Below are 22,129 nucleotides of genomic sequence, written 5' to 3' on the forward strand. Positions count from 1 at the left end.
GCGCTGGTTGGGCCGAACTGATTCAGCACGAAACCATGATAGCGCGCAGGCGCAATTTTTGCGGTTGTCCTGACGGCCAGAAGATGCGTTGATGCCCGATGGGGGATCGACTCAGCGCCCGCGCCTTATGCTTTTTTGCCGACGGCCATGTGCGCCACTTTTTGATCCAGCATCACTTCAGGCGCATCCGCTTCAGTCCAGGTCTCGTTGTTCAAACCGGCATGCAGGCGCTGGGTGTCGAGTTCACCGGTCCATTTGGCGACCACAAGGGTGGCGACGCCGTTGCCAACCAGATTGGTCAGCGCGCGCGCCTCGGACATGAAGCGGTCGATACCCAGAATCAGCGCCAGGCCGGCGACGGGAACGGTACCTACCGCCGACAGGGTGGCGGCCAGCACAATGAAACCGCTGCCCGTGATGCCCGCGGCTCCTTTGGAGGTGAGCATCAGCACCGCCAGCAGCGTCACTTCTTGCATCAAGGTCATGGGCGTGTTGGTGGCCTGGGCAATGAAAACCGCGGCCATGGTCAGGTAAATGGAGGTGCCATCCAGGTTGAACGAATAGCCGGTAGGAATCACCAAACCAACGCAGGTTTTCTTGGCGCCCAGGTTTTCCATCTTCTCCATCATGCGTGGCAACACGGACTCCGAAGAGGAGGTGCCCAGCACAATCAGCAGTTCTTCCTTGATGTACTTGACGAACTTCCAGATGCTGAAACCATGCAAGCGGGAAATGGTGCCCAGCACGACAAAGACAAATATCAGGCAGGTCAGATAAAACGTGCCCATCAGCTTGCCCAGTGAAAACAGGGAACCGACGCCGTACTTGCCAATGGTAAAGGCCATCGCGCCAAAGGCGCCCACCGGGGCCAGCTTCATGATGATGCCGACAATATCAAACAGCACATGGGATGTTTTCTCAATCAGATCAAACACCATCGTGCCGCGTCCACCAAACTTGTGCAGTGCAAAGCCAAACAACACCGCGAACAGGAGCACCTGCAGGATCTCACCTTTGGCAAAGGCATCGATCACCGAGGTCGGAATGATGTTCAGCAGAAAATCAACGGTACCCACCATCTTGCCGGGCGCCGTGTAGGAAGCAATGCTCTTGGTATCCAGGGTTGCGGCATCAATGTTCATGCCCGCACCAGGCTGGAGCAAATTAACGATGACCAGACCCACAATCAGCGCCAGCGAACTGACCACCTCAAAATAGAGCAGGGCCAAACCACCCGTTTTGCCGACCTTTTTCATGTCTTCCATGCCGGCAATGCCGATAACGACCGTGCAGAAAATGATGGGCGCGATGATCATCTTGATCAGCTTGATGAAACCATCACCCAGCGGCTTCATATCGGCCCCGAGTTGCGGGTAAAAATGCCCCAGCAAGACGCCCAAGACCACGGCCGTCAGCACCTGAATATAGAGGGATTTATAGAGGGGACGCTTTTGCGCCGCTTTGGATGAAGTCATGAGCTGGGCCGGTTACGTTGATGAAATAACACTGTAAGCCCCAGAATTGTCAATTTCAATTGTGGAAACCCACATGCATTGAAGCGGTGGGTCAGAGAAAAAACCACTGCATCAGACTTTTAACTTCTGGGGCGGATTGGCGTAAAGACACCACCCTTGACTGCAGTCAAGTCACAAACCAAGCCAGCCACTGCCAAAGCGCAAAGCATCAACATAAAAATAGATGTACCGTTGCCTGGAACCACTGCTCCATGCCCCCAAGCACCGCCATGATGGACCCCACTCCACCTGATTCTTCCGTCAAGAAGTTTGGCGTACACCCCGATGTCCTCAAGTTGGGGTTGGTGAGCTTTTTGACCGACCTGAGTTCCGAGATGATTTTCTCGGTCTTTGCGGTTTTCTTCACCACGATGGCAGGGGCCTCGGCGGCTTTGCTGGGCATGATCGAGGGACTGGCCGACTTGTCCGCCTCCTCCTTGAATTACTTCGCGGGCTGGCTGTCAGACCGGACCGGAAAACGCAAAGTCTTCGCGCTGGCCGGCTATGGATTTTCGACACTGGCCAAAATTATTCTGCTGATCAGCAGCTCTGTTGCGGGCCTCAGTGTCTTTCGGGTCATTGAGCGCTTGGGCAAGGGCTTCCGGGGACCACCGCGTGATGCCTGGCTATCGGCCGTGGCCGACAAGGACACCCGGGGCTATTCGTTCGGCGTGCACAAGGCACTGGACAAGTCCGGCGCGGTACTCGGCCCGCTGGTCGCGTATGGTCTGCTGTCGTGGCTTGGCGACGGGGCTTCGACGTTTCGGGTGCTGTTCTGGGTGGCGCTGGTTCCGGCCCTGCTCAGCATCGTGGTGTTGAGCCGCATCAAGGATCAGCCCGGGGTGCAGCACCCGCGCGAAAACATGTTCGACACCTGGGCGGTGCTCAGCCCGGGGTTCAAGCGCTACCTGATCCCGGCCGGGATTTTTTCGTTGGCCTATTTCAGTTTCGGATTTCTGCTGTTGCGCGCCCACAGCGTCGGCTTTGCCGTCAAGGACATCGTGCTGCTGTACGCCTTGTTCAATATTGCATTCGTCGTTGCAGCACCGCTGATAGGCAAGCTGGGCGACAGGGTTGGAAGGGCCCACATGATCATGCTGGGCTACCTGATTTATTTGCTGATGAGCCTCGGCTTCGCATTCGCCGCCGCGCAATGGCAGCTTATTGTCCTGTTTATCACTTATGGCGTTTTCTTTGCCATCGATGAAGCCCAAAGCAAAGCATTTATCGCGGATCTGGAGCAGGAGCGCCGCGCGTCCGCGATTGGACTCTACAATTTTGTGACGGGCCTCTTGTACCTGCCGGCATCGTTGCTTGCTGGCGCGTTGTGGCTGCTGCACCCGGCCAGCGCGTTCCTGCTGGCGGCCGGTCTCGCCTTTGCCGCGCTGACCGTGTTTATTCTTATGCGCCCAGACCAACAAACGCGGGCCTGACGCCGCCCGCTATTTCATCTTGGAGGGCAGCTTGATCGTTTCGCCCGCCACCATGAAAACGCCCTTGCCCCGGTGATGGAGCGTACGCGGCTCTTTGCAGGCCGGGTCGATCCAGGCCTTGAGCACCTCCAGCACGAAGAAGTTGTAGCGATTCAACAGCCGCGTATCGACCACCCGGCATTCCAGATTGGCGTAGCACTCGGCAATCAGCGGCGCGGTCACCAGCGCCGCTGGCACGGGCGTCAGACCAAAGGCTTTGAACTTGTCCAGACTTTGGCCCGAGGTATTGCCGCAGCCCACCACCTGGGTGGCCAACTCTGCGGTCGGGATGTTGAGCACGCACTGCCGCGTCGCCTTGAGCGCAGCAAAACTAAAGTCGTTCCCGCTGACGATGCACCCCACCAGCGGCGGCTCAAACTCCATCATGGTGTGCCACGACATGGGCATCACGTTGGCCTTGCTTTTGTGCATCGTGGTGAGCAATACCACCGGGCCCGGCTCAAGAAGACCGTAGACCTTGGACAAGGGATAAGAGCGCTTGGCCATTTCGACACCTCCGTTTAAGAGTCTTGCTCTGACTTTTCATCTTGATCCGACGCGGCCCGCTCGAACTTGAGATCAATCATGGCGCTCATGTTTAACGTTCGCCACGCAGTTACGCGGTGAGTCAGGCTTTCACGGTGATCGATGAAAACTGCAGATGGTGCATGAACTCGCGCAGGATCAGAAGCGTTGCAGCGAAGGCGGCGCTGGCGGGCATGCCTTCGCTCGAAGCCGGCCTGCCGAGCGTGACCTGCGCCAGCCGTTCAAATGTTCGTTCCATCACATCGAGTGACAGGCTCAATTCTGCTTGATCAGGGACGCCCGCGATCAGTGCGATCTCGCGGATGGCGGCATCCGTCGTCACAAGGATTGAATCGTTGGCGATCAGTGTTCGCGCGCGGGTCACCTCATCCTCAACCGCCATGATGGCATTTTCCAGTTCAGCCGGCGTGGGCGGATGGTGCTTGAAAAAATCGGCCGCTGTTTTTTCAGCCCCGATGGCGAGTTGCAGCGTCGCGGCCGGTTCTTCGCCAGTTCCGGCAGCAATGGTGGTTTGATTTGCGCCAATATGCAGCACCGTGATGGGCGTGCCCTGCGGCACGCCCGATCTGAGGGCGCGGTAGCGCAGACGGATGCTGGTTTCGATCGGGGTCTGGGCGCTGACCCATGCAAGAAAGTCCGCTTGCATCGTTGCACTGATCTCATGCGCAATCGGATAGAGGTGGATCGCATGGGCCACGCCCAAGTTGCTTAGCCATTGGTCCGAGCGCTGCGCCCACATCACCGGCAGCTTGCTGTCGTACTCGCCGTGCGCAATGAAACTACGCAGGTGCGCCAGTTGCGCTTTCTTGGCGAGGTGCGGTTCGAGCTCGGGCAAGATCCGACCCGACAGAACCGCGAAGCCGGCGACCCGCTCGGGCGCGCTCAGTGCCACGCTGGCGCTGAGAATGCCGCCTTGGCTAAAGCCGGCGATCAACGTGTTCTGCGGGGCGATACCGTAGGCCGTCTGCAGCTGCCCGACGAAGCGGATCAAGGCCTGGCGGCTTTGTTCGGCTTCTGCGGCCACGATGCGGGGGCCGCTGGCGCTGAAGGTGACGCGAAACCAGCCGAACTGCCCCGATGCAAATTCCAGCGGACCGCGTGGCAGCACGACCAGCGTGTCCGGGTCCATCGACGCTGCCAGGTCCGCGAGATTCATCTCGCTGCCGCCCACGCCGTGTAGCAGCAGCACGCACGCCTTCGGCTTGACGGGCACGGGCTGCCGCAGACGAAAGGCCAAGTCAAAGGCCGCATCTTGCTGCAACGAACTGATCGAGTTGTGCAAACTGGTCATGGTGAAATTCCTGTTCAAGAGATGATTGTGGCGGCATGCCCATTCGGCAAGCCCCAGACATAAGACTCCATCGACAGCACGCCGTTGGTGATGCCGCCCTCGATGACGTGCGCGACTTCCGCGTTACCACGCGCCCCCAAGGCGACCAGCAAGGGCAGGTAGTGCTCTTCGGTGGGATGGGCCCGTTCAGCATGCGGCGCCAGTTGACGGTAGGCCAGCAATTGCTCGACTTGGTGATTGACGACGGCTTGGCGAGTCCAGTGCGTGAACTCGCGGGCATAGGCCGCCTCGCTCGTTCCCGACTGGCGAAACTCGTAGAGGTTGTGCGTCAGACTGCCAGAGGCCACGATCAGCACGCCGCGTTGCCGCATCGACGCCAGTGCCTGGCCGAGCTTGAAGGCACTGGCCGTGTCCAGCGCATGGGGCATCGACACCTGAAAAACAGGCACCTTGGCCTCGGGCAACAGGTGGCGCAACGGCACCCAGGCGCCGTGATCCAGACCGCGCCGCTCATCCACAGCAACGCCATAACCGGCCTCCGAAAGCAACTGGACCGTTTCTCGGGCTAACGGCGGGTGACCGCTGGCGGGGTATTGCAGTTGGTAGAGCTTGGCGGGAAAACCGCCAAAGTCGTGAACCGTCTCCGGGGCGGCCGTCGTCATGACGGTGACGTCCCGGGTCTGCCAGTGCGGCGATACCACCAGCACCGCCGTGACGCCCGACAGTTGCTGACCCAAGGCCTGCAGGTGGGGGCCGAGCACGCCGGGTTCGAGGGCAAAGGTCGGCGCACCGTGGGAGATAAAAAAAACTGGAGCCAGGTTCATAAAGTGTCCTTGGGTTGTCGTTGAACCATCGGTTGAGCGACGGTGAGGCAAGCTTTTCATGCAGTGACCGAACTTTATTCGTCTTTTAAGCTGAGATAAACAGCCTAAAATTAGATACATTGTTTCAATAAAAAGCACAATGGACCGATTCCTGGAAATGCAAACCTTCAATGCCGTCGTCGACGCCGGCAGCTTCGTCAAGGCGGCCGATGCGCTGGACGTCTCCAAAGCGGCGGTATCGCGCTACGTCGCCGACCTGGAAACGCGCTTGGGGGTGCGGCTCTTGCAGCGCACGACGCGGCGGCTCTCCCTGACCGAAGAAGGCCAGGTGTTTTACGCGCGCAGCAAGGAACTGCTGGCCGGGGTCGACGAGGCCGAGGCTGAAATCACCTCGCGCACCGGTGCTGCCAGCGGTCTGCTGCGGGTCAACGCACCGGTCACCTTCGGCATCCGCCATCTGGCGCCACTGTGGGGGATGTTTCTCAGCCGCTATCCGAACGTCTCGCTGGATGTGACCCTGGCGGACCGCGTGGTGGATCTGGTCGAAGAGGGTTACGACGTGGCGATCCGGATCGCGACCTTGCCCAGTTCAACGCTGATCAGCAAACGTCTGGCCAGCACCCTCATGGTGCTCTGCGCTTCTCCCGTCTACCTCAAGGTGCATGGGGTGCCACGTCATCCCGCCGAGCTGGCGGAACACACGGTGATTTCCTACCGCTACTGGTCCACCAAAGACGAGTGGCATTTCGACGGGCCGCAAGGGCTGGTCAGCGTGAAGACTCGGCCCTGCATGCACACCAACAGCGGCGACACCTGCCGTGCAGCGGCACTGGCGCATCAGGGCATTATTTTGCAGCCAACTTTTCTGGTGGGGGACGATCTCGCGGCGGGCACGCTGGTGGAACTGATGCCCGAATTTCGCTCCCTCGAGCTGGGAATTTACGCGATCTACCCGACCCGCAAGTACGTCTCGCCGAAGGTGCGTGCGCTCATCGATTTCCTCGCCGAGCACTTTGCCCAGACACACTCAGCGTGGTGAAGGCGGGCTTGCAGTTGAAGAAGCCGCGAGTTCGCGTGCGACGACCAGACTGGATTGAACCTGTTCGACCAGACGGTTATCCGCAGCGCCAAACTGCACGACCTGCTCCCAGTACTTCACTGCACTGGCGTAGTCCTGTTTTTCAAACGCATAGGCACCCGCCAGCGACAGCGCCTTGAGATTGTGCGGATCGCTCTTGAGGGCGCGCGCCACCCACTTCATGGGCTCACCCGCCAGGCGGCGATTGTTTTTGACGGCCAGGGCATCCGCGTAATCCGCCAGCAACACGGCGTCATCGCCACTCAAGGCAATTGCTTTTTCATAGCTGTTGATGGCCTCGGGGTTGCGGCCCAGCATGCTGTAGGAGCGCGCCAACATGGCCCAGCCTTCGGCATCCTGCGGCTTGTCCTGCAGTCTCGCTGCCAGCTTCTCGGTCATCGCGCTGATCTGGTCAACATCGCTGGCATGGGTTTTTTCCCCGGCGGCCGCAGCCCCACCGCCGGTGCTGTCCGTCAAGCGGGCGGATGAGTAACCGGTCCAGCTGTAGCCGAGGATAGCCACGAGAAGCACCACCCCCGCCAGCGTGGCCCACAACTGCCATGAGGGTCGCGTCAGCGGCTGAACTGTTGGAGCCCCAGCACGCTCAACCGCTGGCGCCTCCTGGAGCACCCCATCCAGAATGCGGCGCTCAAGTCGCGTCCGGCCTTCCTCGTAAAACTCTCGTGACAAGGCCCCCGAGGCGTGGAGTTCCTGAAGCTCTTGTAGTTGTCGTTTGACCGCCGTGATGTCAAACGCGACGGGGGCAGCTGAAGTCGTCATGGAGGCCTTAGGAAATCTGGTGACTGAAATAAAAGAACGGCTTCAATGGCGAGGCGCTGCTGGGCCGGGCGTCTCGGGTTCATCTGGATCGAAGGCCTCAGGCGGCAGGCGGCTGCGTCGCCGCAAGACCACAAACAGGGCGGCCAAACTGATCAGCAGCAGCAGCCCGGGGCCAAACCACAGCACCACGGTACTCGCCTTCAAGGGCGGCCGATACAGCACAAAATCTCCATACCGGGCGGTCATGTAATCGATGATCTGTTGGTCACTTTGGCCCTGCTGCAGCTGCTCCATCACCTGGTTGCGCAAATCCACCGCCAGCGCGGCGTGCGAATCGGCAATGGTCTGGTTCTGACAGACCAGACAACGCAATTCGGAGGTGATGCGCACCATGCGAGCATCCAACACCGGGTCTTTTGCTACCAGCACGGCTTCCTTCGCGTGGCCGAGCAGGGCAAAAGCCGAAAAAAACAAAACCCACATCAACTTAGCCATTGAGTTGCCTCACCAAAGGTTCGATGCGCGAGCGAATGACATCCGGCGTGAGTGGCCCGATGTGTTTGAAACGAACCACGCCCTGACGGTCGATGATGAAAGTCTCCGGCACGCCGTACACCCCCCAGTCAATGCCAACACGCCCGTCCTGGTCAAACAAAGAAGCGTCATACGGATTACCGAACCGCGCCAGCCACTGCAAGCCCTCGGGCCGACTGTCTTTGTAGTTCAAGCCGTAAATGGGGAGCAACTTGCTTTGTGCAAATTTAACCAGCAGCGGGTGCTCCTGTCGGCAGGCAACACACCATGAAGCCCAGACATTGAGCATCCACACCTTGCCCAGCAAATCGTCCCGGCGAATGGTTTGGGCCGGATTCTCCAGTTGCGTCAAGGAAAAAGCCGGCGCGGGCTTGTCGATCAAAGGCGAAGGCACTTCCCTGGGGTTGAGCTTGAGACCCGCCGCCAGAAAAGCGACCAGACCCAAAAACACGCCCAAGGGCAACAGAAACTTCAGGTATCTCATGTCGTCGCGCCAGCAGCGGCCCCCAGCGCCGGCAGCGCACTGCGCTGCTTTGACCGGTAGCGCCGGTCGGTTACCGCCAACAAACCACCCAGGGCCATCAGCAGGCAACCGCCCCAGATCCAGTCAATAAACGGTTTGACATAGACCCGCACAATCCACGCGTCACCTTCCACCGGCTCACCCAGAGACACATACAAATCACGCGTTAATCCGACATCGATGGCGGCTTCGGTCATGGGGTTTTGCTGGACTCGGTAGACCCGCTTCTCAGGGCTCATGTCGAACAGCTTGCGGCCCTCGCGGCTGACTTCCACCAAACCCCTGACGGCGGCGTAGTTGGGGCCCTCCAGCTCGCTCGTTCCCTTGAACGTGAAGGTGTAACCCTTGACCGTGGTGCTGTCACCCACCGTCATCTTGACGTCGCGTTCCACTTCATAGGTTTTAACCATCGCAACACCAAAACAAAAAGCCGCCACTCCCAAATGCGCCAGCATCATGCCCAGCAAGGCCCGCGGCATTTGCTTGAACCGTCGCGGCACATCGCGCCAGGCGCCACCGGCAGGGCGCATCCGCCCCCACACATCGGTGGCAACGGAACCCACAATCCAGTACGCCATCAACAAGCCAAAGCTGGTCACAAGATTGATCTCCCCGGCCAGCCAGCCGGTTGCCAGCGCCGCCAGCACGGCCACGCCGGCGGCCCAGAGCAGCCGCCGGGCCAGCGCGGGAACGTGATCTTCTTTCCAGCGCGCCAGCGGGCCGACCCCCATCAAAAAGATGGCCGGCGCCATGAGCGGCATGAAGACCGTGTCAAAGTAAGGCGGACCCACCGATAGCTTGCCCAGACCCAAGGCGTCAAGCAACAGCGGGTACAGCGTGCCAAGCAGCACCGCGGCGGCCGCCACCACCAGCATGACGTTGTTGCCCAGTAACGCCGACTCTTTGGACACCAGGGCAAAGCGCGACCCCAGACCCACCCTGGGCGCCCGCCATGCGTACAGGGCCAATGACGCGCCCACCACCACGGTGAGGAAAACCAGAATGAACAGCCCCCGCCGGGGGTCCGTCGCAAAGGCATGCACCGAAGACAGCACGCCCGAGCGCACCAAAAATGTACCGAGCAAGGACAGCGAAAACGCCAGAATGGCCAACAGCACCGTCCAGGACTTGAAGCCCCCGCGTTTTTCAGTCACCGCCAGCGAGTGGATCAGCGCCGTGCCCACCAGCCAGGGCATGAACGACGCGTTTTCCACCGGGTCCCAAAACCACCAGCCGCCCCAGCCCAACTCGTAGTAGGCCCACGAGCTGCCGAGTGCGATGCCGATGGTCAGAAACATCCACGCCACGGTGGTCCAGGGACGCGTCCAGCGGGCCCAGGTCGCGTCCAGGTCACCCCCGATCAAGGCGGCAATCGCAAAGGCAAACGCCACCGAGAAACCGACATAACCCATGTACAGCAGCGGCGGATGCGTCACCATGCCCATGTCCTGCAGCAACGGGTTCAGGTCGCGGCCATCGGGCGGCACCGGAAACAGGCGGTCGAACGGATTGGAGGTCAGCAGCATGAAGAGTAAAAAGCCGACGGCAATCAGACCCATGACCGCCAGAATGCGCGCCAGCACCGGCAACGGCAGATGCTGGCTGTAACGTGCCACGGCCACCATCCAGACGCACAGCATCACCACCCACAACAAGAGCGAGCCTTCATGGCCGCCCCAAACCCCGGCAATGCGGTACTGCAAGGGCAGCGCCGTGTTGGAGTTGGTCGCGACATACAACACCGAAAAGTCATGCCGGACAAACGACGCCACCAAACAGGCAAAGGCGATGGCCACCAGTACAAACAAGGCATAGGCCGCAGGACGAGCCAGTTGCATCCAGTCGGTGCGGCCACGCTGTGCACCCATCAAAGGCAGAGTGCCCAGCAGCAGGGCCACGCCGAGCGCGAGCCACAGCATGAAATGACCAATTTCAGGAATCATCAACGCTTCTCCAGCACCACGGAGGCGGCTACTTTTTCTTTACTCTGCGCGGCTCGTTTGAGCGCCTCCGCCGCTTCAGGTGGCATGTAGTTTTCGTCATGCTTGGCCAGCACTTCACGCGCCTCAAACACACCGCCACGCATGCGCCCCTGGGCGACGACGCCCTTGCCCTCTTTGAACAGGTCGGGCAAGATGCCTTCAAACCGCACGGGCACGGTCTGGACGGTATCCGTCACCCTGAAATTGACCGCTACACCCTCGCGTTTGACGCTGCCTGCGACCACCAGCCCCCCCAGCCTGAAGGTGCGCTCCGCAGGGGCTTCGCTGGCGGCGATCTGGGTCGGCGTGTAAAAAAATACCAGGTTACTCTGGAAGGCATTGAGCACCAGGGCGACGGCAACGCCGACCACGGTGATGACGCCGGCAGCGATGGCCAGGCGTTGGTAACGAGGTTTCATGTTGATCTCCTGCTAGCCAGCATCGTGGATTTGGCTTAAGGCCCGCTTAAGACGGCGTCTCGCCGACAGAGGCTCCAGCACGGCTACAACAGCACACAGGCCATAAGAGCCCCACACGTAAAGACCATAGCCACCCATGGCCCAAAACTCGCCCCAACTGTTCCAGTTCATTCCCCTGCTCCCGCACGCTGACGCGCCAGCGCCAAAACCCAATCCGCATCCCGCTCACGCTCCAGGATGATTGCCCGCGTCCGTAAGAACACCACGGCAAACGCGTAGGCCCAAAAGGCCACCGTCATCAGCAGCATGGCGCTGAGCATGGTGTGGGCCATCGTGGGTGCCGCGCTCATGCTGATCGAGGCGCCCTGATGCAGGGTGTTCCACCAGCGCACCGAAAAATAAATGACCGGCACATTGACCGCACCCACCAGTGCCAGCAAGGCGCCCGCGTAGTCGGCACGCCGGGTATCGTCAATCGACTCCACCAGGGCGATGTAGCCCAGGTACAAAAACAGCAAGATCAACTCCGACGTCAGCCGTGCATCCCACACCCACCAGGCGCCCCAGGTCGGCTTGCCCCAAAGCGCCCCGGTCCACAAGGCGAGTACCGTAAACAGCGCCCCGGTAGGGGCCAGCGCCCGGGCTACCATGGACGCCAGGCGGGCGTTGAAAGCCCAGCCCACCGTCGCCCAACCCGCCATGACCAAGTACAACACCATCGACATCCAGGCGGCGGGCACGTGGATGAAAATAATCCGGTACGCCTGCCCCTGGGTGGCATCGGTCGGGGCGACAAAAAAACCAACATACAGGCCCACCAGTCCGACCAGGCCGGTCAGGCCGAAAAGCCACGGAATCAAGCGCCCGGCCAGTGCATAAAAACGCGGAGGCGAAGCGTAGGTAAAAAATCGCAGAGAGCTTGTCATGGCAATGGAAACGTTGAGGAGGGAAGTCTTCAGAGCACTGAAATGCGCAGCGCGGCCGCCGCGGCCGGTGGGGCACCCACCAGCGCCAACAATAGCAGCGCACCCAGTAGGGACAAGTGGCCCGCCGGAGACATCCCCATCTCCACGGCGGATACGGCACCGGCGCCAAAAATCAATACCGGGATGCACAGGGGCAGCACCAGCAACAAGAGTAAGGCACCACCACTGCGCAAGCCCAGCGTCAGCGCGGCCCCCACACTGCCGAGCAGGCTCAACACGGGCGTGCCCAGCAGCAAGGTCAGGGTCAGCGTAGCCAGGCCGCGTGGACTCATGTCGAACATCAAGCCCAGCACGGGCCCGGCTACCACCAATGGCAAACCGGTCAGCACCCAGTGCACCAGGGCTTTGGCCGCCGCCAGCAGCACCAGGGAATGACCCGACAGCAGCATCTGATCGAGAGAACCGTCGTTGTAGTCACTGGTATAGAGCGTGTTGAGGGCCAGCAGGGTCGACAACAACGCGCAAACCCAGACAACGCCGCCGCCAATCTGGCGCAAGGTTTGCGGCTCGGGCCCGACGCCCAACGGAAACAGACTGGCCGCCACCGCAAAAAACACCACCGCCAGCCAGGCGTCCACCGGTCGGCGCCACGCCAGCCGCAAATCGCGCGCTGCCAACGCGACAAAACCATTGCAACTCATGGCGCCCTTCCGTGCGGAAAATCAAGCGGACGGACAAGAGACGCGTCCAGACTCAAGGGCAGGTGACTCGTTAGAAAGACACAGCCGCCGCGCGCCGTGTGCTCCAGCAGCAGGCGGTTGACGACCCTGATGCCGTCGGCGTCCAGCGCATCAAAGGGTTCATCCAGCACCCACAGCGAGGGCGTACGCTCCAGCGCCAGCCGGGCCAGGGCCACACGGCGACGCTGGCCCTGCGACAGGGTGCGAACCAGTACCTGCGCGCGATGCTGCATGGCAAGCGTGTGCAGCGCGCTGGACACCGACAACGGCGAGCTGTCCCGGTTGTGCAAACGGGCCAGAAATTGCAGCGATTCGGTCACCGTCAAGTCATCTTTCAGGCCGTTGGTGTGACCGATGTAAACCAGCTTTTCCTTGAAGTCTGGCGCCTCACGCAGCGGCTCGCCATGCCAGGTGAGCGTCCCCCGGTCGGGCTCGGCCAGACCGACGAGCAAGCGCAGCAGGCTGGTCTTGCCGCGGCCATTCTGCCCTTGCAGCCAGAGGAGTTGCCCCGGACAAATCTCAAACGACATGTCGGCGAACAGCCACTCGCCGCCGCGGCGACAGGCCAGTTCATGCGCCTTCAAAATCGGCTCGGTGCGGCTGTTAAAAATCGTGGTGTTCCCCAAGGTAGTCATTCAAGCGGGCCGATGATGGCACAGTGGCGGGGCCGGACTGCCGCTCAGAGGCCGGTATCGACCGTCGGGTAGCGCAATTTCAGCCGCAGTTCGCTTTTCAGGCGGGTGTTGTCCATGCGCCGCGACTCGCTCATAAAGCTCAACAGCATCAAGGACAGTTGCTCCTTGGCCGTGCTCCTCGGCACGCGGGGCGGCCGCGGCAAGCCGTACAAATCGGCCGCCAGATCAAAATAATCCCCCATCTTGAGGCAGGTATCGTCGTTCACGTTGTAGATGCGCTGTGCCTTGCCACGCCACAAGGCGGCGATGCAGGCGCGCGCCAGATCGTCCGCATGAATATGGTTGGTGTAGACATCATCGGCAGCCTGCAGCACGGGCGTGCCCTTGAGCAGGCGTTCACGCGGCGTGCCGCCGTCGCGGTCGGGCGCATAAATACCGGGGATGCGCAGAATACTGCTGCGCACCGGCGTGGCACGACCCAGGAAACGGACACTATTTTCAGCATCAATTCGGCGCCTAGCCCTCGTCGTTTCTGGCCTAAGCGCTCTTGTTTCTATAGCGACTTCACTCTGACAGTCGCCATAGACGCCACTGGTGGAACCGTAGACCAGGGCATCAGGCAAGCGGCGCCGGCGCAGGGCACGGGTCAACGCCCGGGTGCGCGGGTCGGTCCAGCCGGCGCCCGGCGGCGGCGCCAGATGCACGACGCGCGTCGCCAGCCCGGCCAGTCGGCGCAGCGTGTCGGGGGCGTCCAGATTGCCCTGCAAGGGCGTGATGCCCCGGGCCCGTAACTCAGCAGTGCGCCCCCCGCTGGAGGTCAGCGCCATCAGGCGCACCCGGCCGGCCAGAGCTTGCGCCACCCGCAGCCCGATATCCCCGCAACCGATGAGCAAAACACGGGCACGGCGAAAGCGCGCCGGCAAGGCGCCAGGACGCGTAGCGTACAGACTGGGGGACGGGGTGGCTCGGGGGCGTGGGTTTGGAGGCAAAATCGGGGCTATTAAAAATGTAACAACGCCTAAGGATACAGAAAACATGACGAGCAGCGAAACCGGAACACCAGGGTTCCAGATCACCGTCAAGCCCAGCGGCCGCTTATTCACCGCCACCCCCGGCGAAACCATTTTGGCCGCCGGCATTCGCGCCGGGGTTGGCATGCCCTACGGTTGCAAGGATGGCGCCTGTGGCTCCTGCAAATGCAAAAAAATTGAAGGCATCGTGGTGCATGGACCACATCAAAGCAAGGCCCTGAGCGAGGAAGAAGAAGCCAACGGCTTTGTCCTGACCTGCTGTGGTGTGGCGCAGAGCGACGTCGTGCTGGAGTCGCGCCAGGTGACGTCTGAGGGTGCTTTTCCGATCAAGAAAATGCCGACGCGGGTCGCCTTGATGGAGAAAAAATCCGCGGATGTGATGTTGCTCAAACTGCAGCTGCCGGCCAACGACAGCTTTGCCTACCACGCCGGCCAGTATGTCGAATTTCTCCTGCGCGATGGCGCCCGACGCAGCTACTCCATGGCCAACGCACCCCACACGCTGGCCACAAGTGGCGGGCTGGAACTGCACATTCGCCACATGCCGGGCGGCAAATTTACCGACCAGGTGTTCAACACGATGAAGGAAAAGGAAATCCTGCGGGTGGAAGGGCCGTATGGCAGTTTCTTTTTGCGCGAAGACAGCAACAAACCGATCGTGCTGCTGGCCTCCGGCACCGGCTTTGCGCCCCTCAAGGCGCTGATTGAGCACATGCAGTTCAAGAACATCCAGCGCCCTGTCACGCTCTATTGGGGCGGTCGGCGCCCGGCCGACTTGTACATGGATGCCTGGGTCAAGGCCAAGCTGACGGAGATGCCGCAACTGCGCTACGTGCCCGTCGTCTCGGACGCCCTGCCCGAAGATGGCTGGACCGGGCGCACCGGTTTTGTGCACCAGGCGGTGCTGCAGGATTTGCCCGATCTGTCGGCCTACCAGGTCTATGCCTGCGGCGCCCCGATTGTGGTGGACTCGGCCAAGGCGGCCTACACCCATCAGGCGGGCCTGCCCGAGGACGAGTTTTACGCCGATGCATTCATCACCGAAGCCGACAAGGCCCACGAAGCAGCGTCGGCCTGACGCCTCGGGTCTGACAAAGCAAAAAGGCCACGACTTGTCAGTCGTGGCCTTTTTTTATGAATAGCCCCGGCGTTACTTCACCACGTCAATCACCGGCTTGTCGGCTTTTTGCTTGTCAATGGCTTCGCTGTTCTGGTTCACTTCGTTTTTGAGCTTTTTGTGCTCTTTTTTGGTGACTTTGCCATCGGCTTTGGCTACTTTCTTGGCAGCATCCAATTTGGCTTCACGCTTCTCAAGACCAGCGGCCTCTTTGGGGTTCAATTGGCCAGCAGCGACCCCTTTGTCGATGCTCTTTTTCTGCTCGGCCTGATGTTTGTCCAGTTCCGGCGTCGCCACCGGATCCTGGACGACCTGCGCGGCGGGAGCGACGGGTTTCAAGTCCATGGTGCGGGCGGGTGCGGAGGGTGCAGCCGGTGTGGCAGGTACGGCGGGTACGGTTTGCGCATAAGCGGCGCCACTGGCAGCAATTACTAGCGCGGTCATCAAAGTCTGAATCTTCATCGTGAATTCCTTCGTTGAGTAAGTCATGGAGAAAATTCCCCATAGGTATTCAACGTCTGCCCGGCACGGGTCGGACGACAAGCACAGGGCCTGGAGCTGTAAGGGTTTGTCACGGCGATCCGGCCCTTCGCCGTGGCATAAGCGCGTTATGGGCGTTACAAAATCCCACTCAATCGGTCTGGGCGCCCGCTTCGAACCACTGTTTGATGAGCCGGCGCTCGGCATCGCTGATGCCGGTGGCGTTGTTCATCGGCATCAGCTTGGTGACCACCACTTGCTGGTACAGGTTTTGGGCATGCAGCTTGACGTTTTGCGGGGAATCCAGCCGCACGTTCTTCATCTGCACCTGCGCACCGTGACATTGGTAGCAGCGCTGGGCCAGCACCACCTGCAAGGATTTATAGTCATTTTGACCTGTAACCCCCGTCAAATAAGCGGAAGAAGCTACTGAATTTATAGCACCCTGATCGGCCAGCGCTGGTGGCGCCGGCTTCAGCCAGACGATCACCGCCACGATGGCCGCCACCCCCACCAGGGCGTAAGGCAGCGGATTGCCGTTGCGCCCCAGCTTGTAGCCGTGGCGCATGACAAAAAACTGGCGGATCGCAGCACCAGCGAACATCATCAAAATCAGCACCAGCCAGTTCTGCGGATGCGTATAGGTAAAGCTGTAATGGCCGCTGAGCATGGCAAACAGCACCGGCAGGGTGAAATAGGTGTTGTGCACGCTGCGCTGCTTGCCGCGCTGACCGTGGATCGGGTCCACCGGCGCGCCGGCCTTGATCGCCGCCACCACCTTTTTCTGCCCCGGGATGATCCAGAAAAAGACGCTGGCACTCATGCTGGTGGCCAGCATGGCACCGACCAGCAAAAAGGCCGCCCGCCCGGCAAACCAGTGGCAGGTCAACCAGGAGGCGATACACACCAGCCCAAACACCAGGGCGCCCACGATGGCGTCGCCGTGCTTGCGCTGGCCGAACAGCCGACAGATCAAGTCGTACAGCAGCCAGAAGACAACCAGAAACGACAGCGCCACCGCAATGGCGGTCGCTGGCGCCCAGTCCATGCGCGACTTGTCGATCAGGTAGGTGCTAGCGCTCCAGAGGTAGGACACGGTGAACAGCGAGAAGCCCGACAACCAGGTGCTGTAACTCTCCCAAAAGAACCAGTGCAAGTGCGGCGGCAGCTGCGGCGGCGCCACATTGAACTTGACCGGGTGGTAGAAACCACCGCCATGCACCGCCCACAACTCCCCGCTGACGCCCTGCTTTTTCAGGTCGTCATCGACCGGGGCGGTGAGGCTGCTGTCGAGAAAAACAAAATAGAACGACGAGCCAATCCAGGCAATCGCCGTGATGACGTGGAGCCAGCGCAACAGCAGGTTGGCCCAGTCGAGGTAGTAACTTTCCATGCGTTTAAACCTTATTCGTGCCTGCCACTCTAGCGGCTAAGTTGGCTAAGTTGGCTAAGTTGGCTAAGTTAAAAGGTTTGCAATATCTGTGCCGCGACGGCCACCGCAATCACCGCAGGCGCTTTGCCGGCAATGCCGGGAACACCGATCGGGCAGGTGACATGGGCCAACTCTTGCGGCGTAAAACCCCGCGCCGCAAGCCGGTGCCGGAACGTCGCCCATTTGGTCTGGCTGCCAATCAGGCCGACATAGGGCAAATCAGCGCGCAAACGCTGGCGCGTCAGACAGGCGGCCACCACGTCCAGGTCTTCGGCATGGCTGAAGCTCATGATCAGCACGCGGGAGTCCGGCGCCAAGGTGGCAACGGCGGCCTGCACCGGGTCGGACTGCTCACAGGTGATGTGTGACGGCAGCTGCGTCGGAAAAATCTCATGGCGGCTGTCAATCCAGCGCACCTGCAATGGCAAATCAGCGAACGCGTGCACCAGCGCATGGCCCACATGGCCGCCCCCAAACAGGGCCAGCGGGTAACGCGTCACGGCCAAACGCAGTTGCAGGGCATCCCTGTTGGCCGCTTGTACCCGCTCAAAACGCAGATGGACTTCGCCACCACAACACTGGCCGAGCGCCGGGCCAAGGGCATAACGCCGTACCGGTTCGCCCTCCCCGGCCCGGCTGTGCAAGCGCTGACGGGCTTCCGCCAGCGCCGACAACTCCAGGTGACCACCGCCCACCGTGCCGACCGCGTTTTGGCTAAAAACCGCCATCCAGGCGCCTTTTTCGCGTGGCACCGAGCCGCGTGCGGCATGCACGGTGACCAAGATCGCGTCTTCATCGGCCAATTGGGCCAGAAATTCGTCTGTTGTACTCACGCTACCATTACCTTTTGATACTCAAAACAAATCCACAACCCATGTTGTTTCGGGCACAGTATGCTTCGCGGATTTAACCGTCACCGCTGCTTGCCCCCTCCAATAGAAATCCGTTCACACCCAAGGCGCCACATGAACAAGAATACCAATCGCCTCTATGCGTTACTGGCAGCCACCGCCGCCGGTATTGCCGCCCTCATCGCGGGTTGTTCCTCGACCCCGTCCGCGCCACCGGGATCAGCGCCTGGCGAGTCACCCTTTGCGTCAGGTCAGCCAAGAACACCCGAGTCGACCGTTTCTGGTGCCACCTCGCCCCGCGCTTACCGGCGTGATGCGGCCAATCACTTGTATGGGCAAAACACACAACGAATTTTCAAAGGCAAGATGCCACCGCTGCTCTATGCCATTGGCGTGCTGCAGGTGGAAGTCGACGGCAAAGGCCAAGTCACCGCCCTCAACTGGATGCGGGCGCCCACCCATGCGCCGGAAGTCGTTGCCGAGATCGAACGCACCGTCCGCCTTGCCGCCCCCTTTCCGGTCCCGGTGCGGATGGGCCGCGTGACCTACACCGACACCTGGCTGTGGCACAGCAGTGGCCGCTTCCAACTCGACACGCTGACCGAAGGACAACTGTAAAGCCTTGCGGCGCAAACCGCAGGCACGGTGTGGGCCAGCGCGGCCCTCAACGGCTTGAAAATGGCGTCAAGACCCCCGGTAAGTCGAATAACTCCAGGGGCTGACCAGCAGCGGCACATGGTAGTGCTGCGCGGCATCGGCAATGCCAAAATCCAGGCTCACTTTACCCAGAAAATTGGGCTCCGGCAGCGCAACACCGCGGGCCCGGTAATAGCCTGACACATCGAATAGCAGACGGTAGGTGCCGGGCTGGAGATGGTCGTTATCAAGCAGCAGGCCATCCGGGTTGCGCCCATCCTGATTGAGAACGAACTGCTTGAGCAGTGTCGCCGTCTCCCCTTCTGTGGAGTAAAGCGCAACGCGCATGCCGGCCGCAGGCGTGCCGTGCATGGTGTCCAGTACGTGTGTGCTCAGGCCCATAGTGGTGCATCCTTCGTCCGTGGCAAACTGAAAGTGTATACACCTTCAAGCACACTAAACTGGCAATAAATCTGGATGCACGCACAGCGAACCACATGACAACGAAGGGCTCCCCGGCAATCATGAACCACTACGACAGCACGCGCGCCTATCCTCGCGATCTCATTGGCTACGCCAGCAAGCCACCCCACGCCCAGTGGCCCGGACAGGCCCGCGTGGCGCTGCAGTTTGTCTTGAATTACGAAGAAGGCGGCGAAAACAGCGTGTTGCATGGCGACGCCGGTTCCGAGCAATTTTTATCTGAAATGTTCAACCCGCCGAGCTTTCCGGCGCGCCACATCAGCATGGAGGGCATCTACGAATATGGTTCCCGTGTGGGCGTGTGGCGCATCCTGCGCGAATTCGAAAAGCGCCAGTTGCCGCTGACGGTGTTTGGCGTGAGCATGGCGCTGGAACGCCACCCCGAATTGGTGCATGCGGTGAAAGAACTGGGGCATGAAATAGCCTGCCACGGCTGGCGCTGGATCCACTACCAGAACATCGACGAAGCCACCGAGCGCGACCACATGGCGCGGGGCATGGACATCCTCACCCAAATCACCGGCGAACGCGCCCGCGGCTGGTACACCGGGCGCGACAGCCCCAACACCCGCCGCCTGGTGGCGGACTACGGCGGCTTCGAGTACGACAGCGATTACTACGGCGATGACCTGCCGTTCTGGATGAAAGTCCAAAAAACCAATGGCGAGGTGGTGCCCCAGCTGATCGTGCCCTACACGCTGGACTGCAATGACATGCGCTTTGCGCTGCCGCAGGGCTACTCCCACGCCGATCCGTTCTTTCAATACCTAAAGGACAGCTTCGACGTCTTGTACGCCGAAGGCGAAGCGACGCCGCGCATGATGAGCATCGGCATGCACGGCCGCCTGCTGGGTCGCCCGGGACGCATCACGGCACTGCAGCGTTTTCTGGACTACATTGAAAAATTTGAGCGGGTCTGGGTCTGCCGGCGCATTGACATTGCCCGACACTGGAAAACAACCCACCCTTACCAGGACTAGCGCACCCATGAAAACGGCCCTGACCCTGGATCAACTCAATGCCGCGCCCGTCAACGAGGCCATGCATCTGCTGGCGGGCGTCTATGAACACTCGCCCTGGATTGCCGAACAGGCACTGACCACACGACCGTTTGCCTCGCTGGCCCAACTGAAACACAGCATGGCGCGCAGCGTGGCCACGGCTGGACGGGACGCCCAGTTGGCGCTCATCCGGGCGCACCCGGAGCTGGCCGGCCAAGCCATGGTCAGCCAGACCCTGACAGCCGAATCCAGCCACGAGCAAAGCAAGGCCGGCTTGACCCAATGCAGCCCGGCTGAATTGACCCACCTCCAGCAGCTGAACACCGCGTACCGCGAGAAATTTGGTTTTCCCTTCATCCTTGCGGTGCGCGGACCGCGCGGCACCGGCTTGTCCCGCAACGACATCATCGCCACCTTTGAGCGCCGCTTGCTGGGCCACCCCGAGTTTGAATTGGCGGAATGCCTGCGCCACATCCATCGCATTGCCGAGCTGCGCCTGAACGACAAGTTCGGCGTCACACCCACTCTCGGGAACGAGGTGTGGGACTGGCATGAAGCACTGGCGCAATTCAGTGATGCGGGTTACCAGGAACAGGGACAACTCACCGTCACCTACCTGACCGAGGCGCACCGCGCCTGCGCCGCGCAGATTAAGAGTCGAATGCTGGCCTGCGGCTTTGATGAAGTTCACAGCGACGCCGTCGGCAATGTCGTCGGACGCTATTATTCTGATAGCAATACCCGTAACATCGACGGTGGCTACAGCCCTGAAACACCTAACACTTTGCTCACCGGCAGCCATTTCGACACGGTGCGCAACGGCGGCAAGTACGACGGCCGCCTCGGCATTTTTGTACCGATGGCCTGTGTCCGTGAGTTGGCGCGCCAGGGCCAGCGTCTGCCTTTTCAGATTGAAGTGGTGGCCTTTGCCGAAGAAGAGGGGCAACGCTTCAAGGCCACCTTCCTGAGTTCCAGCGCCCTCATCGGTCGGTTCGACTTTGAGTGGCTGAATCAACAGGATGCGGATGGCATCACAATGCGCGAAGCCATGCAACACGCCGGTTTGGCACAGGACGAGATCCCCCAACTGCAACGCCAGCCGGCCGACTACCTGGGGTTTGTCGAAGTCCACATCGAGCAGGGTCCGGTTCTCAACGAGCTGGATTTTCCGCTCGGCGTGGTGACCTCCATCAACGGCAGCGTGCGCTACACGGCCGAAGTCATTGGCACGGCCTGCCATGCCGGCACCACGCCGATGAACCGGCGCAATGATGCGGCGGCGGCCGTCGCGGAGTTGCTCCTCGCCGCCGAAAAACGGGCCACGCAGGATGGTGACTCGGTGGCCACCGTCGGCCAACTCCTGGTGCCCCATGGTTCCCCCAACGTGGTGCCGGGACGCTGCCAGTTCACACTGGATCTGCGGGCGCCGACCGATGCCCAGCGCGATGCCATGGTCAGCGACGTGCTTGAGTCATTCCAGAATATTTGCAACCGCCGCCAAGTTCGCTCGACCCTGGAAGAGACGATGCGGGCCGCCGCCGCCCCCAGCGCGCCAGCGTGGCAAAAACGCTGGGAGCAGGCCGTTAGCGCGCTGGGGGTGCCGCTGCACCGCATGCCCAGCGGCGCCGGTCACGACGCCATGAAGTTGCACGAGGTGATTCCGCAAGCCATGCTGTTTGTGCGCGGACAGAACGCCGGCATCAGCCACAACCCGCTCGAATCCACCACCAGCGACGACATGCAACTGGCCGTGCTTGCCTTCTCGAACCTGCTGCAACAGCTCGCCTCCGACCTGCAACAACCTGGACTCCCGCCTGCGCGGGAATGACCTCTT

The 22,129-nt window shown here is 60.9% G+C and carries 24 protein-coding genes; 6 read left to right on the plus strand and 18 right to left on the minus strand.

Annotated features, from left to right (window positions below; translation table 11 throughout):
* Positions 1–125 precede the first annotated feature (125 nt).
* The gene (locus tag HHJ17_RS07895; protein ID WP_296501513.1) at positions 126–1,475 is read right to left on the minus strand and encodes a dicarboxylate/amino acid:cation symporter; all 1,350 of its coding nucleotides are present in this window, start codon (positions 1,473–1,475) and stop codon (positions 126–128) included.
* 251 nt (positions 1,476–1,726) lie between these two features.
* Between HHJ17_RS07895 and HHJ17_RS07900 the strand changes: the two genes are divergently transcribed.
* Positions 1,727–2,947 carry an MFS transporter gene (locus HHJ17_RS07900; protein ID WP_296501512.1) on the plus strand — a complete coding sequence of 407 codons (1,221 nt, stop codon included), beginning with the start codon at positions 1,727–1,729 and terminating at the stop codon, positions 2,945–2,947.
* Positions 2,948–2,956: 9 nt separating this feature from the next.
* Here HHJ17_RS07900 and HHJ17_RS07905 read toward each other — a convergent pair whose 3' ends face one another.
* The 3 genes from HHJ17_RS07905 to HHJ17_RS07915 form a co-directional block, all read right to left on the minus strand.
* Complete coding sequence (locus HHJ17_RS07905; protein ID WP_296501510.1) at positions 2,957–3,493, minus strand: flavin reductase family protein; 537 nt, start codon at positions 3,491–3,493, stop codon at positions 2,957–2,959.
* A 121-nt stretch (positions 3,494–3,614) separates the two neighbouring features.
* Complete coding sequence (locus HHJ17_RS07910; protein ID WP_296501508.1) at positions 3,615–4,823, minus strand: alpha/beta hydrolase-fold protein; 1,209 nt, start codon at positions 4,821–4,823, stop codon at positions 3,615–3,617.
* Between the two features lie 14 nt (positions 4,824–4,837).
* Complete coding sequence (locus HHJ17_RS07915) at positions 4,838–5,647, minus strand: class III extradiol ring-cleavage dioxygenase (RefSeq protein ID WP_296501506.1); 810 nt, start codon at positions 5,645–5,647, stop codon at positions 4,838–4,840.
* 139 nt (positions 5,648–5,786) lie between these two features.
* On the opposite strand from HHJ17_RS07915, the gene HHJ17_RS07920 reads away from it, so the two are divergent.
* A complete protein-coding gene (locus tag HHJ17_RS07920; RefSeq protein WP_296501505.1) occupies positions 5,787–6,686 on the plus strand; it encodes a LysR family transcriptional regulator in 900 nt (299 codons plus the stop codon).
* On the opposite strand, the gene HHJ17_RS07925 is transcribed toward HHJ17_RS07920, so the two are convergent.
* The 10 genes from HHJ17_RS07925 to HHJ17_RS07970 are packed head-to-tail and all read right to left on the minus strand — an operon-like array spanning position 6,675 to position 14,301.
* Positions 6,675–7,505, minus strand: a complete 831-nt coding sequence (locus tag HHJ17_RS07925) for a tetratricopeptide repeat protein (protein WP_296501503.1) — start codon at positions 7,503–7,505, stop codon at positions 6,675–6,677. The two genes, HHJ17_RS07920 and HHJ17_RS07925, sit on opposite strands and share 12 nt — an antisense overlap.
* Positions 7,506–7,547: 42 nt before the next feature.
* Positions 7,548–8,000: a cytochrome c-type biogenesis protein gene (locus HHJ17_RS07930; RefSeq protein ID WP_296501501.1), complete on the minus strand. Its 453-nt coding sequence runs from the start codon at positions 7,998–8,000 to the stop codon at positions 7,548–7,550.
* Positions 7,993–8,523 (minus strand): DsbE family thiol:disulfide interchange protein, encoded by a 531-nt coding sequence (locus HHJ17_RS07935; RefSeq protein ID WP_296501499.1) that lies wholly within the window; start codon positions 8,521–8,523, stop codon positions 7,993–7,995. Before HHJ17_RS07935 ends, HHJ17_RS07930 begins: the two co-directional genes overlap by 8 nt.
* Positions 8,520–10,505 carry a heme lyase CcmF/NrfE family subunit gene (locus tag HHJ17_RS07940; RefSeq protein ID WP_296501496.1) on the minus strand — a complete coding sequence of 662 codons (1,986 nt, stop codon included), beginning with the start codon at positions 10,503–10,505 and terminating at the stop codon, positions 8,520–8,522. Before HHJ17_RS07940 ends, HHJ17_RS07935 begins: the two co-directional genes overlap by 4 nt.
* Positions 10,505–10,963, minus strand: coding sequence for a cytochrome c maturation protein CcmE (gene ccmE, locus HHJ17_RS07945; RefSeq protein WP_296501494.1), 459 nt, complete (start codon positions 10,961–10,963; stop codon positions 10,505–10,507). The genes HHJ17_RS07940 and ccmE overlap by 1 nt, the downstream gene beginning before the upstream one ends.
* Positions 10,964–10,975: 12 nt before the next feature.
* Positions 10,976–11,134, minus strand: a complete 159-nt coding sequence (gene ccmD / locus HHJ17_RS07950) for a heme exporter protein CcmD (RefSeq protein WP_296501491.1) — start codon at positions 11,132–11,134, stop codon at positions 10,976–10,978.
* On the minus strand, positions 11,131–11,889 hold the full coding sequence (ccmC, locus tag HHJ17_RS07955; protein ID WP_296501489.1) for a heme ABC transporter permease CcmC: 759 nt from the start codon (positions 11,887–11,889) through the stop codon (positions 11,131–11,133). The genes ccmD and ccmC overlap by 4 nt, the downstream gene beginning before the upstream one ends.
* A 29-nt stretch (positions 11,890–11,918) precedes the next feature.
* Positions 11,919–12,590, minus strand: a complete 672-nt coding sequence (gene ccmB, locus HHJ17_RS07960; protein WP_296501487.1) for a heme exporter protein CcmB — start codon at positions 12,588–12,590, stop codon at positions 11,919–11,921.
* Positions 12,587–13,264 (minus strand): cytochrome c biogenesis heme-transporting ATPase CcmA, encoded by a 678-nt coding sequence (gene ccmA / locus HHJ17_RS07965; RefSeq protein ID WP_296501484.1) that lies wholly within the window; start codon positions 13,262–13,264, stop codon positions 12,587–12,589. The genes ccmB and ccmA overlap by 4 nt, the downstream gene beginning before the upstream one ends.
* 44 nt (positions 13,265–13,308) lie before the next feature.
* Complete coding sequence (locus HHJ17_RS07970; RefSeq protein ID WP_296501483.1) at positions 13,309–14,301, minus strand: NAD-dependent epimerase/dehydratase family protein; 993 nt, start codon at positions 14,299–14,301, stop codon at positions 13,309–13,311.
* Between HHJ17_RS07970 and HHJ17_RS07975 the strand changes: the two genes are divergently transcribed.
* Positions 14,300–15,373: a CDP-6-deoxy-delta-3,4-glucoseen reductase gene (locus tag HHJ17_RS07975; protein ID WP_296501481.1), complete on the plus strand. Its 1,074-nt coding sequence runs from the start codon at positions 14,300–14,302 to the stop codon at positions 15,371–15,373. The two genes, HHJ17_RS07970 and HHJ17_RS07975, sit on opposite strands and share 2 nt — an antisense overlap.
* Positions 15,374–15,445: 72 nt before the next feature.
* Here the strand turns inward: HHJ17_RS07975 and HHJ17_RS07980 are convergent, their stop codons facing one another.
* The 3 genes from HHJ17_RS07980 to xdhC all read right to left on the minus strand — a co-directional run bounded on the left by HHJ17_RS07980 (position 15,446) and on the right by xdhC (position 18,157).
* Positions 15,446–15,874, minus strand: a complete 429-nt coding sequence (locus HHJ17_RS07980; protein ID WP_296501479.1) for a hypothetical protein — start codon at positions 15,872–15,874, stop codon at positions 15,446–15,448.
* A 169-nt stretch (positions 15,875–16,043) separates the two neighbouring features.
* Entirely contained in the window at positions 16,044–17,285 is a 1,242-nt protein-coding gene (locus HHJ17_RS07985) for a urate hydroxylase PuuD (protein WP_296501477.1), read from the minus strand.
* Between the two features lie 68 nt (positions 17,286–17,353).
* Positions 17,354–18,157, minus strand: coding sequence for a xanthine dehydrogenase accessory protein XdhC (xdhC, locus tag HHJ17_RS07990; RefSeq protein WP_296501474.1), 804 nt, complete (start codon positions 18,155–18,157; stop codon positions 17,354–17,356).
* Between the two features lie 132 nt (positions 18,158–18,289).
* Between xdhC and HHJ17_RS07995 the strand changes: the two genes are divergently transcribed.
* On the plus strand, positions 18,290–18,793 hold the full coding sequence (locus HHJ17_RS07995; protein ID WP_296501473.1) for a hypothetical protein: 504 nt from the start codon (positions 18,290–18,292) through the stop codon (positions 18,791–18,793).
* Positions 18,794–18,859: 66 nt separating this feature from the next.
* On the opposite strand, the gene uraH is transcribed toward HHJ17_RS07995, so the two are convergent.
* Positions 18,860–19,213: a hydroxyisourate hydrolase gene (uraH, locus tag HHJ17_RS08000; protein ID WP_296501471.1), complete on the minus strand. Its 354-nt coding sequence runs from the start codon at positions 19,211–19,213 to the stop codon at positions 18,860–18,862.
* A 122-nt stretch (positions 19,214–19,335) separates the two neighbouring features.
* On the opposite strand from uraH, the gene puuE reads away from it, so the two are divergent.
* Both puuE and uraD read left to right on the plus strand, forming a co-directional pair.
* Complete coding sequence (puuE, locus tag HHJ17_RS08005) at positions 19,336–20,274, plus strand: allantoinase PuuE (protein WP_296501470.1); 939 nt, start codon at positions 19,336–19,338, stop codon at positions 20,272–20,274.
* 7 nt (positions 20,275–20,281) lie between these two features.
* Positions 20,282–22,123 carry a 2-oxo-4-hydroxy-4-carboxy-5-ureidoimidazoline decarboxylase gene (gene uraD / locus HHJ17_RS08010; protein ID WP_296501467.1) on the plus strand — a complete coding sequence of 614 codons (1,842 nt, stop codon included), beginning with the start codon at positions 20,282–20,284 and terminating at the stop codon, positions 22,121–22,123.
* Positions 22,124–22,129: the final 6 nt, after the last annotated feature.

The sequence above is a fragment of the Rhodoferax sp. genome (assembly GCF_012927445.1).
Taxonomy (GTDB): Bacteria; Pseudomonadota; Gammaproteobacteria; order Burkholderiales; family Burkholderiaceae_C; genus Rhodoferax.